General features: G+C 71.8%; 15 protein-coding genes. All 15 read right to left on the bottom strand.

What is annotated here, in order from left to right:
• Positions 1–103: 103 nt before the first annotated feature.
• Positions 104–1,492 carry a hypothetical protein gene (locus tag CLV92_RS08555; protein WP_104432395.1) on the bottom strand — a complete coding sequence of 463 codons (1,389 nt, stop codon included), beginning with the start codon at positions 1,490–1,492 and terminating at the stop codon, positions 104–106.
• Complete coding sequence (locus CLV92_RS08550) at positions 1,482–2,051, bottom strand: hypothetical protein (protein ID WP_104432394.1); 570 nt, start codon at positions 2,049–2,051, stop codon at positions 1,482–1,484. The genes CLV92_RS08555 and CLV92_RS08550 overlap by 11 nt, the downstream gene beginning before the upstream one ends.
• Positions 2,048–2,995: a PilW family protein gene (locus CLV92_RS08545; RefSeq protein WP_146099465.1), complete on the bottom strand. Its 948-nt coding sequence runs from the start codon at positions 2,993–2,995 to the stop codon at positions 2,048–2,050. The genes CLV92_RS08550 and CLV92_RS08545 overlap by 4 nt, the downstream gene beginning before the upstream one ends.
• A 165-nt stretch (positions 2,996–3,160) precedes the next feature.
• A complete protein-coding gene (locus CLV92_RS08540; RefSeq protein ID WP_104432392.1) occupies positions 3,161–5,218 on the bottom strand; it encodes a S8 family serine peptidase in 2,058 nt (685 codons plus the stop codon).
• A gap of 85 nt (positions 5,219–5,303) precedes the next feature.
• A complete protein-coding gene (locus CLV92_RS08535; RefSeq protein ID WP_104432391.1) occupies positions 5,304–6,740 on the bottom strand; it encodes a cell wall-binding repeat-containing protein in 1,437 nt (478 codons plus the stop codon).
• Positions 6,741–6,828: 88 nt separating this feature from the next.
• Positions 6,829–7,893, bottom strand: a complete 1,065-nt coding sequence (locus CLV92_RS08530; RefSeq protein ID WP_104432390.1) for a hypothetical protein — start codon at positions 7,891–7,893, stop codon at positions 6,829–6,831.
• Positions 7,893–8,618, bottom strand: a complete 726-nt coding sequence (locus CLV92_RS20955; RefSeq protein ID WP_146099464.1) for a type 4a pilus biogenesis protein PilO — start codon at positions 8,616–8,618, stop codon at positions 7,893–7,895. The genes CLV92_RS08530 and CLV92_RS20955 overlap by 1 nt, the downstream gene beginning before the upstream one ends.
• Before the next feature lie 25 nt (positions 8,619–8,643).
• Positions 8,644–9,303, bottom strand: coding sequence for a PilN domain-containing protein (locus CLV92_RS08520; RefSeq protein ID WP_104432388.1), 660 nt, complete (start codon positions 9,301–9,303; stop codon positions 8,644–8,646).
• The gene (pilM, locus tag CLV92_RS08515) at positions 9,300–10,346 is read right to left on the bottom strand and encodes a type IV pilus assembly protein PilM (protein ID WP_104432387.1); all 1,047 of its coding nucleotides are present in this window, start codon (positions 10,344–10,346) and stop codon (positions 9,300–9,302) included. The genes CLV92_RS08520 and pilM overlap by 4 nt, the downstream gene beginning before the upstream one ends.
• Before the next feature lie 139 nt (positions 10,347–10,485).
• Positions 10,486–11,292 carry a prepilin peptidase gene (locus tag CLV92_RS08510; protein ID WP_245886585.1) on the bottom strand — a complete coding sequence of 269 codons (807 nt, stop codon included), beginning with the start codon at positions 11,290–11,292 and terminating at the stop codon, positions 10,486–10,488.
• Positions 11,285–12,937: a ricin-type beta-trefoil lectin domain protein gene (locus CLV92_RS08505; RefSeq protein ID WP_104432386.1), complete on the bottom strand. Its 1,653-nt coding sequence runs from the start codon at positions 12,935–12,937 to the stop codon at positions 11,285–11,287. Before CLV92_RS08505 ends, CLV92_RS08510 begins: the two co-directional genes overlap by 8 nt.
• On the bottom strand, positions 12,934–13,557 hold the full coding sequence (locus CLV92_RS08500; RefSeq protein WP_158257173.1) for a PulJ/GspJ family protein: 624 nt from the start codon (positions 13,555–13,557) through the stop codon (positions 12,934–12,936). The genes CLV92_RS08505 and CLV92_RS08500 overlap by 4 nt, the downstream gene beginning before the upstream one ends.
• Before the next feature lie 5 nt (positions 13,558–13,562).
• Positions 13,563–15,005, bottom strand: coding sequence for an Ig-like domain-containing protein (locus CLV92_RS08495; RefSeq protein WP_104432384.1), 1,443 nt, complete (start codon positions 15,003–15,005; stop codon positions 13,563–13,565).
• Between the two features lie 181 nt (positions 15,006–15,186).
• Positions 15,187–15,639, bottom strand: a complete 453-nt coding sequence (locus CLV92_RS23055) for a type IV pilin protein (RefSeq protein WP_342762277.1) — start codon at positions 15,637–15,639, stop codon at positions 15,187–15,189.
• A 228-nt stretch (positions 15,640–15,867) separates the two neighbouring features.
• Complete coding sequence (locus CLV92_RS08485) at positions 15,868–17,136, bottom strand: type II secretion system F family protein (RefSeq protein WP_104432383.1); 1,269 nt, start codon at positions 17,134–17,136, stop codon at positions 15,868–15,870.
• Positions 17,137–17,145 lie beyond the last annotated feature (9 nt).

Below are 17,145 nucleotides of genomic sequence, written 5' to 3'. Positions count from 1 at the left end.
ACGCCTCCCCCACCCGGGGGAGTGTGATGTTCGACACACCACCGGTGTCCGCATCGCGCACGGGCCCCGCCCGCACCCCGAGGTGCGAGAGGGGCCCCGCGCGTCAGTTCCCGGTGAGCACGACCTCGGCGGTGAGGCGGGGTCGGGCGAAGCCGAACGGCGACGGGTGCGGCTTGTAGACGATCCCGCTGCCCTGCACGGAGTTGACGCCCCCGCAACGGTTCTGCGCGACCGCGTAGCCGTTGAGGATGCCGTTGGAGGAGCTGGTGCTGAGGACCACGCTCTCCTGCGCGGCGACGGCGCCGTTGGCGGCCTGCGCGTGGGCGTCCATGGTGAGGTTGCGCCCCGAGACCAGGGTGAGGCCCGGCAGGAAGGCCGCGACCGCCGCCTGCTTGATGACGAGGTTGCCGTCGGTGGCCCGCGGGCACGGCCCGAGGTTGTCGCTGGACTCGGTGATGATCGTCTGCTGGAAGGTGCCGCCGTTGGGGTTGTGGTTCACCTCGACACCGGCCCGGAAGACGTAGAACACGCCGCGGGTGCCGGCGGGGGGCTGGCCCTGCCGCCACTGCCGGGTGCCGGAGTTGTAGGACCAGTTGCCGGGGGTCGGCGAGACGATGGGCGTGCCGGGGGCGCACGGGGCCGCGCCCGGCAGGGGCCGGTGGGCTCTGCCGTCGGGGCAGAGGTCGTACCAGTTCGCGCTGTAGGGGGTCGCGTAGCGCTGGTGCAGGGCCCGCGGGTCGATGACGGGGACGGGCATCTCGGCCTGGCCGCCGACGGCCCCGGGCAGCTGCGTGGTGCCGACCGCGGTCACGGGACCGTCGACGCCGCCGGCGGTGCTGTTGCTGCTGCCGTTCTGGTTGGCGTTGCTGTGCGCTCCGGCACGGCGGGCGCCGGTGGTGTCGGTGGTGACGAAGCTGCCGGAGACGTCCAGGTCGGCGCCGGTGAGCAGGGCGGCCTGCGCCTGGAAGAGGGGCAGGGCGTACTCGGCCATGACGACCGTGCCCGACTCGGGCGTGGCCCCGGTTGGCCAGCCCAGCGAGTACACGGCGCGGCTGTTGGTGGCCTGCACCACCCGGTAGCTGCCGGTGGGCGTGACGTAGGTCTGCGCGGGCGTCTGGGCGAGCAGCGTGGCGCGCGCCCAGGCGTACTGCGCCTGCTCGTCCTGCCAGCCCGCCGTCTCGGAGAAGGCGGGGTGGCTGATGGCGACGCTGGGCAGCGTCGACGACGCGATCGGCGCGGCCGGGTTCAGGGCGATCTGGGCGGCGACGGCCTGCACGCCCGCTCGTGCCGCCCGGTCCCCGGCGTCCCCGGCGAGGTGGCGCCGGGCCTCGGTGAGGTCCTGGACGGCGACCAGGAAGAACACGGGCAGCAGCATCGCCAGGACGCCGAGGATGCCGAGCGTGGCCAGGAGGGCGTAGCCGTCCTCGCCGGCTGGCGCACTGCGCCCCTGCGGGTCCGTGATGGCGCGGGAGGCGGTGGCGTCAGTGCTCATGGGAGTTCTCCAGGGCGACGGACCAGGTCCGGGGGGTGGGGTCGTCGGTACCGTGGGCGAGGGTGACCCCGACCTGGCTGATCCGCAGGGTGGAGGGGACACGCCCGAAAGTGAAGGCGAGGGTGGCCCGCTCGCGGGAGAGGCCCACGCAGTGCGCGGCGGCAGAGCCGGCCGTGCGGCAGAGGCGGCCCTGGCCGTCGACGTTCCAGGTGATGAGCTCGCCGGGCTGGCGCATGTAGTCGGCGTTGTCGTCGAGCCAGAGGGTGACGGCCGTGGCGGTCGTGGCGGTGGCGGGGACGCCGACGACCGCGCGGGCGTCCTCCAGGTCGGCGCCGAGCCGCTCGGTGCCGACCATCCCGGCGTCGAACTGAGCGCTGCTGGCGATGATGCCGTCGCCGGCGCGCATGGTGGAGAAGAGGGCGGTGAACGCCATCCCGGCCATCAGCAGTCCGATGAGCGCGGCGACCTGCACCTCGACGAGGGTGATCCCCCGGTCGTCGGGGCGGCCCAACCCGGCGATGCGGGCGCGGGCCGCGTGGCGGTGGGATCGGCGGGTCACGGGACGACCACCTCTACGACGGTGTGGCGCTGAGCGGAGGGGTTGACGGTGGAGGTGCTCGTCGCGGTGACCGTGTACGTCCCCGGGCCCGGCAGGGGGATGCTCAGGACCGTCTGCAGGCGCTGGCCGCTCTCCTGGGTTCCGCTCGCTCCCCGCCCGGCGGCGGTGGCGAGGCTGCGCTCCCCCACCAGGTCGCCGTCGGCATCGGTGTGCCACTGCGCAACCACGGGAACGGCGGTGCCGCTGCGCTGGACCGCGACGCTGAGGGACCACTGGTCGCGGTTGCCGTGGTTGGCGAGGAGCAGCGGCACCTTGACCGTGCTGCCGGACAGGACCGGCGCCTTCGCGTCCACGAGCTCCCAGCTCCAGCTCGCCGAGGCGCCGCGGTAGACGTCGGCGACGAGGGTGCTGGCCCAGCGCCGGTGCTCCTTGCCGCGCGACTCCCACGTCACGAGGGCACTGAAGCGACGGCAGGTGCAGTTCGCGGGCTGGGTGACGTACCGGGCGACGCGATAGGCGGTGTTCTCGTGGGCGTCGGTACCACGGTGGGCCATCGCGGGGAGGGTGGCGGCCGCGAGGACGACGGGCTCGTCGGTGCCCGCTCCGACCGTGGCCCTGAGCACTCCGGCGGCGGAGCGAACGAGGGGGTCACCGGCCAGTTCCGTGGAGCGCAGGGTGAGCTGGGAGTACGGCAGGGCACGCGCCCCGGCGGTCTCCTCGCGCAGCAGGTCGGCGGCGTGGGCGTTCTGGTGGGTGAAGTTCGAGGTGCGCAGGACGTCGATGACGGCGACGGAGCCGCCGGTGACGACGGCGAGGCCGAGCACCATCGCCATGAGGGCCTCGACGAGGGTGAACCCGGCGTCGGCCACGGAGGTGGGAGGGCGGTCGAGGGCAACCGCTGGGGAGGACTTCTCCCACGACGTCGGTGGCGTGAGGAGGGGCATGCTTGTGGTTCGTCCGATGCGGCTGGTCACTGGAGGCGCCGCCGAGGCGTCAGCCGTTCGGGTTGAGTGTGACGTTGAACACCTGACCATCCGTGCGCCGCCACGACGCGAGGGGCCCCGCCCGCACCGGAGGTGCTGGACGGGGCCCGTCGCGCGGGGCGGAGGTCAGCGGCGGACGGCGGTGACCTTCCCGGTGCCGGCAGAGAACACCAGTGCGCCGCCCTGGAAGTCCTGCCGCACACCACCCGCGACGGGGTACTCGCCGCTGACGGGGTACCCGAGGAGCCCGTTCTCCCAGCCGGTGGAGCCCCAGCTGTCCCGGATCGCACCGAGGACGACGTGGCTGCCGGTGCGGGGGCTCCAGTAGACCGACCCGCCCTGGAACGCCGCGAAGGCGCCCTTGGGCAGCAGCACCTCGCTGGTCACGGGGTAGCCGAGGCGGCCGCTCTCGTGGCCGCTGCGGCCGTACTGCTCCAGGATCGCGCCGCGCAGGGCCTGCGCACCGGTGGCCGGGGACCAGTAGACGAGCCCGCCCTGGAAGTGCTGGACGACGCCGCCGCGCACGGCGACCTCCTCCGACGTCGGGTAGCCGAGGTAGACGTCGGCGCGCTTCGCCGGGTGCAGGACGCTGGCGGTGGTCTGCTCCTGGATCATGGCGCGGACCTTCGAGGAGATGGCCCCCTTGAGCACGCGGGCGCCGGTCGCGGGGCTCCAGATGATGGAGCCGCGCTCGAAGTGGCTGATGACGCCGCCGCCGGCGGGCAGCTCGCCCGGCGCGGACAGCTCGTTGCTCAGCGGCCAGCCGAGCGCACCCTTCTCGGCGCCGAGGGCGTCGTAGCGGGCGAGGATGGCGCCCTTCACGGTGACCGTGACGTCGTTGCGGCGGAACTCCGCACCGGACGCGGTCCGGGTGACCGTGTCGCGGGCGGCAACGGCTGCGACGGCGGCGTCGACGTCGACGAGGCCGGCGCCACGGCCGGATCCCACGTAGGAGTGGCCGGCCAGCGGCCAGCTCGTCCGTGCGGTCTGCCGCAGGACCTGCTCGACGCGGGCGGGGGTGAGGGTGGGGTCGGCGGCGCGCATGAGGGCGACCGCTCCGGAGACCTGGGCCGCGGAGAGGGAGCTGCCGCTGAGGAGGGCGGCGCTCTGCGCGGACGCCGCGATGCCGGCGCGGACCTTGTGGCCGGGCGCGCTGAGGTCGACCTGCGGGCCGGTGGTCTCCTCGCCGAAGCGCAGCCCCTGCGGCGAGCTGATGCGGGTGCTGGTCACCGTCAGGGCCTCCTCGTACCCTCCGGGGTAGTTCACGGCGTTGCCGCAGTTGTTCTCCTCGGGCTCCTGCCCGGTGTCGCAGGCGATGGCGCTGTTGCCGGCGGCCGCCACGACGACGGCGCCCTGGCGGACGGCCCAGCGGAGGGCGTACTGCTCGACGGCGCTCGGCTTTGCGCCACCGACGGAGATGTTGAGGACGTCGGCGCCCGCCTCGACGGCCTCCACGATGCCGGTCGCGATGGCGGACGTGGGGCAGGCCCCGTCGTCCTGGCAGACGCGCACGGACAGCAGCGATGCATCGGGCGCGACACCGGCGGCGGCGACGCCGTTGTTGAGGCGGCCCGCGATGAGGGCGGCGATGTCCGTGCCGTGGGTGCCGGGTGCGGCGCCCTCGGCGAAGTCGAGGGCGTCCACGACGGCACCGCGGAGCTCGGGGTGGGTGGTGTCGACGCCGGTGTCGAGGACGGCGACGAGCTGCCCCCGTCCGGTGGTGCGCTCCCAGGCGGGCAGGGTGTGCGTCAGGATGTGGTGCTCGGCGGCGCGCAGCAGCGGATCCGTGGTCGCGGGCAGCGGCTTGTGGTGGGCGGGCCTGCGCACCTGCGGCTTGGAGAACACCTTCACGCTCGCGTCCGCCTGGAGCAGGTCGAGCAGCTTGGCGTTCTGCTGCGCCTGCGTCACCGCCTCGATGTTCTTCTCGGGCACCGCGGCGACGGGCAGCTCGGCCTGCTGGACGGAGACGACCGGCACTCCGCCCGCCTCGCGCAGCACGTCGTAGACGGCTCGCTCCTCCGGTGGTGCCGGCGGCGGCGTCGGGCTGGGCGTCGGGCTGGGCGTCACCGTGGCGGCCGGGGCGGCCGCCACGGCCGGTCCGGTCGCGGCGAGGTGACCCGCGAGGACACTCGCGCCGATGGCGACGATCGTCGCGGTTCTGGCGTACGTCTTCCTTGTGCTCACTGCCGCTCCGCGGGAGTCGTCGTGCAGCCTCTCGGCGGCACGGCCTGGGTGGGTTGCTCCGCCCGGGAGGGGCGGGTGGTGCCGGTCAGCGGACGGCCGCGTCCCCGAGGTAGATGACGTTGTCGGTGCTGTGCAGCGCGGTGCGGTCCGAGGACGTCGACACGACCTTCAGGTTCTCCACGCCCGTGATGGGGACGTCGAACGTGGCGGCCGCGCCCGCGGCGACCGTGCGGGAGGCCAGCAGCTTCTCGTCGCCGTAGACCTCGACGGTGCTGCGCAGGCCCGAGGTGTTGCCGTCCAGCACGCCGACGGTCGCGGTGAAGCGGCTGTACTCGCCCTTGAGGTTCCAGGTGCGGTACTCGGAGTTGCGCGGGTCGGTGTCGAAGGACGCCGAGCGCGGGTAGAACACGCCGTCGATGGTGGCGTGGTCCGAGAGGAACCGCGCGTTGCCCGTCGGCCAGGGGAGCTGGTCGAGGTAGGTCTTGGGGCCGGCCTCGCAGGAGGTGCGCAGGCGGGCGTCCTCGCCGAGGACGCGCGGGCCGCCGACGGCCCGGAGGGCGAAGGGGTCGAGTGCCTCGATCGTCAGGTTCACCGACTGCGGCACGCAGGTCGGCGGAGTGAGGAGCAGCGGCGCCCGGCGCCGGCCCGCGTAGGCTCCGGCGGTGATGGCGTCGGCCCAGTTGTGCCCGGACACCAGGACCGCGAGGTTGGTGTCCTCCGCGGTGAAGAAGGCGCGGGCGGCGGCGGCAGCGGTCTCGTAGCGGTCGGCTCCGTGGACGCGCTGCACCGTGGCCGGGGCGATCGCCGTGAGCTGCTCCAGGACCGCGGCGGAGACGGCGCTCTCGGCGCCGAGGACGGTGATGCGCTCGGGCGCCAGCGCCTTCAGCGCGAGGGCCGTGGGCGCGGGGATGCCGTCGCGGGTGACCAGCAGCATGGGGGCGCCGAGCTTGGAACCCACCGCCGAGCCGGCCAGGGCGTCGGGGTAGTTGCTGCCGGTGGCGAGGATGACGTGCTTCGCGCCGCCCGGGTAGCGCCCCGTCTCGTTGGCCCACAGCGCGAGGTTCGCGGCGGTCGCGAACCGGTCGCCGCCCTCGATGCGGTGCAGGTTCGCGCGGGTGTTCTGTCGCAGCCACGTCATGATGTCGGGGCCCAGCACGCCCTCGCTGCCGACCAGCACGATGTTGCGGTGGTACGCGAGGCGGTCGCGCACCTCCTGCGTGAGCTGGCCCTTCGGGGAGAGGTAGATGTTGCCCTGGAGCCAGCCCGCGAGCGCACCGGCCGCGAGGCCGTCAGGGAAGTCCTGCCCCGTCACGACGAAGGCCGTCTCCATCACGGGGCCGTCGGGAACCGTGGCCACCGCGTCCTCGAGGACCACGGAGGTGAGGTAGCGGTCCGCACCGAACAGGGAGTGCGCACGGATGGGGCTGGCGTCCGCGGGCACCGCGAGGGCGGTCACGGCCGCCGCGGCGACGACGGCCGCGGCGGCCGCGCGCCGGCCGGGTCGGGTGGTGGGGCGGGACATCGGGTGCCTCCGGGAAGAGCAGGTGGGTGGCGGGCGCCAGGATCAGAGCGGTGGGCGGGCTCCGCCCCGATGGGGGCGGAGCCGTGCGTCAGAAGGTGACGCCGTCGGTCTCGCCGGCTCCGACAGGGCCGTAGTAGGTGACTCCGTCGGCGTCCGTGAACCGGACGGTGTCGAGAGCCGTTCCGACGCTCTCGAGGGTGAGGGGGGTGCCCTCGATCTTCTGGGTGAGCTCGTAGAGCTTCGAGGGCCCCCGGTCCACCTGGACGTAGTAGGCTTTCTCGTTGCGCTTGCCGACGAGCCGCACAGTTCCGCTGGTCTTCCCCATGGCGGTGGCGGGCACCTTCTTCTTCGCCGGCACGATCCAGCCCTGCGCCACCCCGCGGTCGGAGGTGATCCACGCGGATCCGTCCTTCTCCTCCTGGAAGGTGACGGCAGCCGGGTAGAGCCTGTCGCCGGGTGCGATGTAGACGTAGTAGCCCAGGTTCTTGGCGTAGCCGTCGTCGACCTCGTGCGGGGCCACGGTGAAGTTCGACCTGTCACCTCCCTCGCCGTCCTCCTCGTCCCGCGGCCCGAGGTAGGTGTAGGAGGAGACCTCCCAGGCCGGTGCCGTCGACTTGGACGGCACCGGGATGGGCGCCCCGGGGGTCGACGGCTTCGGCGCGGGAGCCTGGGTGCCGGTCGGGGCGGGCTTCGCGGTCTTGGCCGGGTCGGGGTCCACCGGGGCCGGGCTGGTGGGCTGCGGCGCGAGCGTGGGGAGCAGGATCCCCGGCACGGGAGCCAGCGGTCCAGCGCCCGAGGACGTCGGGGACGTCGACGACGTCACCGCCGCCGGGGTGGCGAGGGGCTTGAAGACGTCGCGCTTGCTCACCGACCAGCCGAGACCCTCGGCGGTGGGCGTCCCCGTCGACTGCGCCACCGGCGGGACGATGCGGGTGCCCGCGGTGCCGCCGGTGACGGTCTCGACGGTGGGCGGGGTGCTCAGCCAGAAGAACCCGAGCGCACCGCCGCCGAGGACGGTGATGGCGGCCGCGCCGGCGAGGATGGCGCGCAGGGCGCGGCCGTCACCGGCCTTGACCTCCTCGCCGGGGGCGAGGGTCGTGTCGGGGGCCGGGTGCGCGTCGGGCGCGCCGAACCCGGAGAACTGCTGGTCCATCAGCTCACCGTCTCTGCGTCTGTGGTGGTGTCGGCGACCTCCGGGGTGGCGGGCGCGGTGGCGGGCTTGGCGCCCGTGTCGGTGCGCAGCACGTAGATCCTCCCCGTGATGGTCGCGCTGATCCCGGGAGCGGAGGCACCCGTGGCCGTCGTGTCAGCCTGCTCGTCGAACGACAGCGCCAGGTTTTCCACGAGGAAGAAGCGCTTCATGTCCGCCTGGAGGTTCTTGAGGTAGAGCTCCGTCTCCGCGAAGGACCCGGCGGTCGTGACCGTCAGCGGCAGGCTGTACACGGCGGCCGTGGACCCCGCAGCGGGGGCCGGCGCCGGTGCGGCGCCGGGAGCAGCGGCGGGAGCGGCGCCGGGCGCGGCCGGGGCCGCCTCGGCGACGGGCGCGCCGGGGGTGATGCTCAGCAGCACCACCCCGGTGGACTTGGAGTAGCCCTCGAGCTGGCGCAGGAGGGCCGGCACCTCGGTCTCGGCGGGCAGCGTCTCCCGGATCAGGGCGAGCTTGGCCCGCTGCCCGTCGAGGGTCTCGAACTGGGCCTTGAGGGTCGCCGTCCGGTTGGCGAACGTGTCGTTGGTGCTCTGCAGCACAGCGCGCTGTTCCGCCAGCGCGGCAGCCTCGGCCCGCTTGGGCGAGACGAGCAGGAACCACGTCGCGACGAGGACGAGGACTGCGAGGACGCCCGTTCCGGCGACCCACATCCTGGGCTTGGAGTTGGTCATGAGGTTGGCCCCATCGTCTCTCGGGTCACTGCTTGCGCAGCAGCGCGTCGTCGGTCACGGTGGCGGAGGTGACGAAGGTGACGAGCCCGGTCTCCTTCGCGAAGGCGGAGCTGGACAGCGCCGGCTGGGAGAACCCGGGGATGGCGCCGAGACTGTCCATCCACGCGGCGACGGTCTCCTGCGACGTCGTCTCGCCGGTGATGTCGACCGTGCCCACGCCGGGAACGGCGAGCGGGTTCGCGGCAGCGGCGTCCGGCGGATTCGTGAGGGACGGCGGGGTGACTGTGAACGTCAGCGACTTGAGCGCGACCTTCTCCGGGGCGCTGCCGGCGATGGAGTCGAGGTAGCCGTACCAGGCGATGTCGTAGGCGGTGGCATCCGCATGGAGCCGCTCGACCGCCTCGATCTCGCTGAGGATCTTCGGGACCTCGGCGTACTTGGCCTGCTCGGCCTGCAGGGTGGAGGTGCGCGCCTGCTCCGCCGCCAGGGCCTCCCCGGCGCGGTCGACGTGCCCGAGGGTGATGGCGTAGGCGGCACCGGCGATGCCGAGGACGCCGACCAGCCCGAGGGCCAGCCCGGCGCGGAGGCGGTTGAAGCGGCGCCCCTCCTCGATCTCCGGCGGGAGGAGGTCGACCCTGGCGACGCGGGTGTGCGTCGTCAGCGTCTCGAGGGTCTGCATGCTCATGCGATCACTCCGAGGGCGAGGCCGACCGGCACGGCGGCCAGGGGCTGCACGTGGCGCAGCTGGTCCTCGTCCAGACCGGTGCGGCCGATGTGCAGCGGGGAGATGGGGTCACCTGCGACGACCTCCAGACGGGTCACCTCGGCGAGGCGGTCCGCGACACCGTCGAGGAGGGAGCCACCGCCGGTGAGGACGATGCGCTCTGCGGGGAACATGGGGTTCGACGCGGAGTAGTAGGCGATGGAGCTGCGGATCTCGTCCACGAGCACGTCGATCGAGACGTCGATGGAGTGCCACGCGAGTTCGAGGTCGCGCTGCTCGACGTCCTCGACGGCCTGGCGCTTGATGCCCTCCGCGAGGGCGCCCGGCATGCCGAGGCGCTCGGCGATGGCGTCGGTGACGTCCTGCCCCCCCATGAGGAGGACGCGGACGAAGCGCGGCACGCCGGCGGCGTGGACGACGAGGTTGCTGACGCGGGCGCCGATGTCGATGAGCGCCTCGACGGCGACGTCGGAGTGGGGGCGGCCCACGGAGCGGAGCACCGCGAAGGGCGTGAGGTCGACGGACTTCGGCCGCAGCCTGGCCGCCTGGACGGCCCGCACGTTGGACATCACCATCGCCCGGGACGCCGCGACGAGGAGGCCGCGCAGCGTGCGCTGGCCGCCCTCGTTCAGCTCCTCGGTGGCGTGGAAGTCCAGGACGCTGTCGGCCACGGGCATGGGCAGCAGGCCCTGCACCTGCAGCGGCAGGGCGGCCTTGAACTCAGCTGGCGGCAGCCACGGCAGGTCGACCTGGCGGACGACGACGCGCTGGTTGGACACGCCGAGAGCGACGTCCTTGCCCTTGAACCCGCTGCCCTTCCACAGGGTCTTGAGCGCGTCCACGACCAGGGGGACGTCGATGACCTCGCCGTCCTGGACGGCGCCCTCCGCGAGGGCGACCTGCCCGAACTTCTCCAGCGTGATGCCGTGCTTGCCGTAGGAGAGCTCGGCAGCGCGCACGCCCGACGTCCCGATGTCGAGGCCGATGGCGGTGCGTCCGGGCACGTCGCCTCCTAGTCCTGGGAATGTGGTTCCGGTGGTCCGGCGGACACCTGCTGGTGTCCCTCAGGAAAGGGATCGGGCGGTTCCGGACCCCACTTGAGGTCTGGAACCGCCCGAAGTTGACGTGCGGGTGGGTACGTGCCTACGCCGGCGGCGCGAGGCCGACGACGCCCAGGTACCAGGACGCGACGGGTGCCGCGGCGAACAGTGCGAGCAGCGCACCCGCGAGCATGGACGGGCCGAACGGGACCTTCGTGCGGCGCCGGGCGCGGCCGAGGAGCATGAGGGCGACACCCACGGCGCCGCCGAGGACGAACGCCGCGAACCCGCCGACGACGAGCGCCTCCCAGCTCCACCAGCCCAGGTACAGGCCGAGGACACCGGCGAGCTTGACGTCGCCGCGACCCATCCCCCCGAACAGCCACAGCGGGGCGTAGAGGGCGAGGAGGGCGGCGCAGCCGATGCCGGCGCGCAGCATCGCGCCCCAGTCCCCCGTCGCCGCGCTGGCCGCTGCGAGCAGGACGGCCGCCACGACGTAGGACGGCTTGACGATGGCGTCGGGCAGCCGCTGCACGTCCAGGTCGATCATCGTCAGCGCCACGGCGATCGCGGCGAGGTACAGGTACGCCGGCAGCGCCCAGGACGGGCCGACGAGCCACGCGACGGCACCGAACAGCAGGCCGGTGCCGAACTCGACGAGCGGGTACCGGACGCTGATCGGTGCCGCGCAGTCCCGGCAGCGCCCGCGCAGGAGCAGCCACGACACGACGGGCACGTTGTCCCGACTGCGTACGGCGTGGCCGCAGCCGGGGCAGCGGCTGGCCGGGCGGACCACCGACTCCCCCCTCGGCACGCGGTGGATCACCACGTTGAGGAAGGAGCCGATGAGCAGTCCGACGAGTGCGGCGACGACGGGAGTCGCGGCAGTCACGGCGCCCGCATCAGCCACCGTAGATCTCCTGGGTGCCCTGGAGCGCTGCGGGGACGGCGCCCGGCGGGGCGTTCCACTTCTGCCCCGGGTCGCCGGGGACGCACGCCTCGACGACGGGCGCGGGGTAGGGGGAGTGGCTCGCGACGGCGCCGTTGCCCAGGCACCGCCCCGCGCGGTCCACGATGGTGAAGCTGTCGCTGATCCGACCCGTCTCTCGCTTCACCGTCCACTGCTGCGTCGTCGATCCCGTGACGCAGGACGAGAGCCACACGAAGCCTCCCGAGGACCCGGGCGAAGTGAGGCAAACCCTGCTGCCGCCACCGTCTCGAGCCTGCTTGAACGTCCCCTTGAACCCCTGGTTGATGTGCCATGTGTAGATGGTGCTCGACGCCGAATCCAGCATGAGCGTCTGGTTCCACTGGGGGTCGCCCTCCGCGTCGATCTTCGCGCGGGGGTCCTGCTTGCACGGGTAGAGGATCAGCTCCGGCTGCGCAGACGGACTGTTGATGTTGCGGTTCGGCACGTCGATGCAGCGCCCGAACTCGAGGTAGTTGACCCACTGGAGTTCCTTGTCGGCGACGTCCGCGAGGGTCGGGCCGTTGTCCCCGACTCCTCCGGAGCCGGTGATCGCTTCGGGGGACCACTTCCTCCGCTGCTCCCCGTTGACGCACTGGCCCACGGTGGGTGACACGGACATAGAAGTCAGGGTCACCTGCGCTCCTACGACCCCAGCCGCATCCATGCATCGCGCGTCGCTTGCGTCCTTCACACTCAGGGAGTAGCGGGGGAGCGCGTAGAAGTGCCTGTGGTTGCTGAAGCCCCACTTCTGCTTGAAGGTGCCGTCGCACTTGGCGAGATGGGCGTAGGCACCGACCGGACCGCTCGGGTCGGCCGTGACGCAGAGCTCCGGACGCGAGGGGTCACCCTGCGTGGAGGTCAGCACGATGGAGTAGTCCTTCTGCCAGGCGAACTTCTGCTGCGCGGCACCGACGACGCAGCTCTGCACCGTCAGGATGGTGCTGAGCGCCGGCGCCGCAGATCCCGCGTCGAGGCATCGCACCGGATTGAGGGCGTTCCCGTCCCCGTGGTGGATGGGACCACCACTCGTGTTCCGGTTCTCGAGCTGGAACTCGTAGACCGTCTCGACCTTCCGGTCCCCCGCCGTGGCCGGGCCGGGACCCATGCCGTCGGACTCCAACAGCGCGTAGTGCGGAACCCGCACCGGCCCGCCGACCGGGTCGCACTCGAGCCTGTTCGCGTCGCGCCACGCTTCCGACTGGTGAGCGGGATCCTGGATGAAGTACCGGACGTCCACCTCGTAGCGCGGCGCGCTGGCCGAGCCGCTCACCTGGCCCGTGATCGTCGCGCTGTGGGTGGACGGGTCGCACGGCAGCAGCTCCCGATCCCCCTCGATGACCCCCGGGGCGGTGACGCTCGTCGCGGTGCGGAGCTGGCTCAGCGCGGCGCTGAAGCCGGCCTCCGCGGCACTCGCCGCGCTGACGTTCTTGCGGGCGAAGGCGGTGGGGCGCGCCTGCGCCAGCACGACGCCGAGGATGAGGATGCCCAAGGAGGTCGCGACGAGCATCGCCATCACGACGACGAGCAGGGCGCCGCCTTCGTCGTCTCGCCCGCGGCTCCCCGCGGTTCCGGTCGGAGTTCTCATGCGCGCGGGACCTCCGTGCAGACGGCCGCACTCGGGGCCGGGTCGTTCGTGCGGGTCATGGGCGTCGTGTTGCGGGCGACGAACGTGGAGTGCAGCCTCGTACCCGGCTGGCCCGACTTGCGGGAGACCGACAGGTCCACCGTGAGCCGCTGGTGCTGGTGCTCGGCGCTGGTCACCTCGAGCTTGAAGGGTGCCGTGCCCGCCGGAGGGAGGCCGACCCAGGAGGCGGCGGTGGACCACGGGGGTGCCGTGACCGTGGGTGCGACCTTCCAGGCGCGCCGCTCCAGCGTCCTCTCCGCGGTGTTGAGCCGGAACTGGACGCACTCGCTGGGGGCGCCGGCGACGGTGGCGCGGGTCCTGAAGTCGACGTACCAGTATCCGTCGGCGGCCTGGTTGGGCCAGTTGACGGCGTCCGCGTAGCGGAGTTGGTGGTCGAAGGTCTGGAAGATCTTCCGCGCCTGCGCCGACTCGTCGCTGGTGTTCTGCGCCTTGACCGTGGACTTGGTCATGGAGACGACGCCGGCCATGAAGATCGCCAAAATCACTGTGAAGATGCTCATGGCGACCACCAGCTCGACGACGGTGAAGCCGCCGTCACGCCGCTCGGGGAGCGGCTTCATCACCCTCATTCCTTCGTCACCTCCATGTACACGATCCCCCGCGCACGGCGGCCGGTGTCGTCCTCGACCTCGTACGTGAAGACGTCGATCCCGTTCCAGCCGGGGTTCTTCGTCGTGTAGGTCAAGGTGCCGTCGCTGTTGACCGTGACGAAGCCCTCCGGGGGCTGGTTGACGACGACGAGCTTCACCCGGAGGCCGGCCCAGGTGTCGTTGCGGAGGACGTCGATGGTGATCGAGTTCCTGTTGTGCTTGCGGACCAGGCTGAAGTAGTCGTCGGCCACCTTGAACGGGGGCAGGAAGTACGTGATGACACCAGTGGCCTCAGGTGAGCGGAAGCCGTCGTAGACCAGCCTGTACTTGAAGGTGGCTGTTCCGACGAAGTCGTACGCGGGGGTGAACGTCACGGTCCCGCCCGCCACCGATGCGCTGCCGCTCTGCGCCGACACGATTTCGACGGTCGTGCCGGTTCCCGGCGGAAGCCCGTCGATCGTGTCGTTGGCGAGGACGTCGAAGGACACCGGCTGGTTGCGCGCGACGGTTGCCGACTCGCCGCCGACGACGAAGACGGGCTGGGCCACCGCGACCGTCACCAGTGCGGGCGCGGAGACCCGAGTCTCCAGGTGGAGGCGGTAGGTGAAGACCGCATCACCGGCGAAGCCCGCCTTGGGCGTGAAGAGGACCCGGTTGTCGGCGGTGACCGTCGCGGTGCCGTTGCCGTCCGTCGTCAGGACCTCGACCGAGGCGAGCGCGGCGTGCCGGTCGTTGCTGCGGACCGCGATGTTCGTCGCCGTCTTGTACGCGATGGAGACGCTGTCCGGGTTGGCGACGGGCGTCGGGGGCCCGGTGTTGAAGACCGGGTCCTTCGTGGGGTCGATCAGGGTGGTGAGGACGTGCTCGCAGTTGCCGGCGGCGCACGTCGTCTCGCCCTTCTCCGTCCAGGTGACGACGACCGCGACACGGTAGAGCCAGGGCGCGACGGGCGTCGCTCCGGCAGGCGCGCTGCACCGGTCGGGGGTCGCGGCCTGGCGCTCGCACGTGCCGATGTAGGTCCGCGCCGTGTAGTTGGTGCCGTCCAGCGTGACAGGCGTCTCGAACGGAACGACGGGCGTTGCCCCCGCGAGGGCCGCGGGATCGCTGGCCTTGCCCGTCGCCCTCTGGAAGTCTGTGGGAGCCGCGTTCCAGCTCGCGTCGACCGCGGCCGCCGTCCGCCCGCGGACCAGGGCGCTCACGGAACCCTCGGTGCGGGGCAGGACGCTGCGGACGAGCTCCATCTGCTGGCCGGCGACGGTCACGGCCATCTGGCGGCGGTCGAGGTTGGTGGTGGTGCGCATGCCGCTCAGGAACAGCGTCGCGACCCCGGCGAGCACGGCCCCGAGCAGCGCCAGGGCCACGATGACCTCGACGAGGGAGAACCCGTCGTCGCGCCTCGTCCGACACGTGTCGTGCACGGCTCCCCCTCCATCGTCCGCCCCCTACCGGTGAGGGTGCGCCTGCTCTTCGATGATCGGTCGGTCGACCCGACTGCTTGAGCACTCAGCGTTGTGTCGACACCCGGGAGGGTGACGGGCTCGCCCGAACAGCGGAACGGCCCGCGAGCCGGAGCTCGCGGGCCGTTCGGTGTGGCGTAGATCAGCAGGTGGTGACGGCCATCGGCTGCAGGCCGCCCGCGGCGCTCTTGTAGACCCACTCCTGCGAAGAGGCGGGGGCGCCGGGCTGGCGCTTGGCCAGGACGCAGTAGGAGTTGCCACCCGGGTACAGCGTGTAGGTGAACTCGTTGCCCTGCGACGTCTTCACGACCTCGTTGACAACGGGCGTGGTGGTCCAGCCCACGGTCGTGTCGCTGCCCGTCGTGGAGATGGACGCCGGGTACTGCTGGAGGTCCGTGAAGTTCGTCTCGATGGTCGTGGCGATGGTCTTCAGGTCCGACTTCATGCTGGAGTCGACGGCCTTCTTGCGCTGGTTCAGGAAGACCGGGATCGCGATGGCCGACAGGATGCCGATGATGATCATGACGACGAGGAGCTCGATCAGGGTGAAGCCCTGGTCCTTGTCCTCCATCGACTTGCGGATGCGAGCGAGCATTCGATGCTCCCCTTCAGGTAGTCCCGGAGCCGCTCGCGGGTCGCGCACCGGTGTCGGTGTGGCGGCTCATGTACTCAATGCATCGGCCCCCTCCCGCGGAACCTTGACTCCCTGGAGGCGGATCACCCGGTCGGCGCAGCGCCGGTAGCGCCGACCCGGACGCACGACAGCGCCCCACGGTCCCGTGGGGCGCTGTCGCAGGGCGCTGCTGTGCAGGCTGCACACCGGTCACTCGATGAGCTCGAACACCCCGAAGATCGGCATGTACATGGCGACGATCATCGCGCCGATGATGCCGCCCAGGAAGGCGATCATCAGGGGTTCGATGAGGCTCGTCAGGGCCTCCGTCGTCGCCTCGACCTCCTGGTCGTAGAAGTCGGAGATCTTGTGCAGCATCGAGTCCAGCGCGCCGGTGTCCTCACCGACGGACATCATCTGCACCACCATCGGCGGGAAGATCTTGTGCTCGGCGAGGGGGCCGGCGAGGCTGTTGCCCGACCGCACGCTCTCCATGACCGCGAGGGTCGCCCGCTCCACGACCACGTTGCCTGCCGCGTTGCCGACGATCTCGAGGCTCTGCAGGATCGGCACGCCGGAGCGCAGCATCGTCCCCAGGTTGCGGGTGAAGCGGCTCAGCGCGATCTTCTGCGCCAGCAAGCCGAAGATCGGCATCTTCAGCTTCAGCGGGTCGACGACCTCCCGCACCTTCCGCTTGTCCTTGATCTTGTTCCAGACGATCGGGACGACGATGGCCGTCACGACGATGAACGGCCCGCTATAGCGCAGGGCCGTCGACAGCCACATGAGGATCTGCGTCGGCAGCGGCAGCGTGCCGCCCATGTCGCTGAACATCTTCGCGAAGATCGGCACGATGAACAGCAGCATCGCCGCCACCGAGACGATCGCGATGACGAACACGACGACCGGGTAGGTCATCGCCGACTTCACCTTCGCGCGCAGCTTGACCTCGGCCTCGAAGTTCTCCGCGATCTGCACGAGCACCCGGTCCAGGAAACCGCCGACCTCGCCCGCCTTGATCATGTTGATCATCAGGGGCGGGAAGACGTCCGTGTGCTTCAACAGCGCGGTCGACAGCGACGTGCCCGTCTCGACCTCGGCCCGGACCTCCGCCAGGACCTGCGCCAGCCGCTTGCTCTCCGTCTGCTCCGACAGGATCGACAGCGCCTTCAGCAGCGTCAGGCCCGAGGACACCATCGTCGCGAACTGCCGCGACATCAGCGCCAGGTCCTTCAGCTTCACGCGGTTGCTGCCCGGCAGGTTGATCTCCATCTGGAGACCCGTGCTCGCCTTGACCGCCGTCACCGAGACCGGCGTCACGCCCGTCCCGACGAGGCGCTGCACCGCGGCGTCCTGCGAGGGCGCCTCCAGGGTGCCCTTCACCATCTTGCCGCTGCGGTCGCGCGCGGTGTACGCGAACGTCCCGCCGAGCGACTTCGGGGTAGCCGGCTTAGCGCCCGGCTTCGTCGCGGTTGCCATCAGGTGGTC

Source organism: Kineococcus xinjiangensis, assembly GCF_002934625.1.
GTDB classification, from domain to species: Bacteria; Actinomycetota; Actinomycetes; order Actinomycetales; family Kineococcaceae; genus Kineococcus_A; species Kineococcus_A xinjiangensis.
The sequence above is the reverse complement of the archived record's forward strand: the minus strand, read 5'-3'. Positions and strand labels throughout refer to the sequence as shown.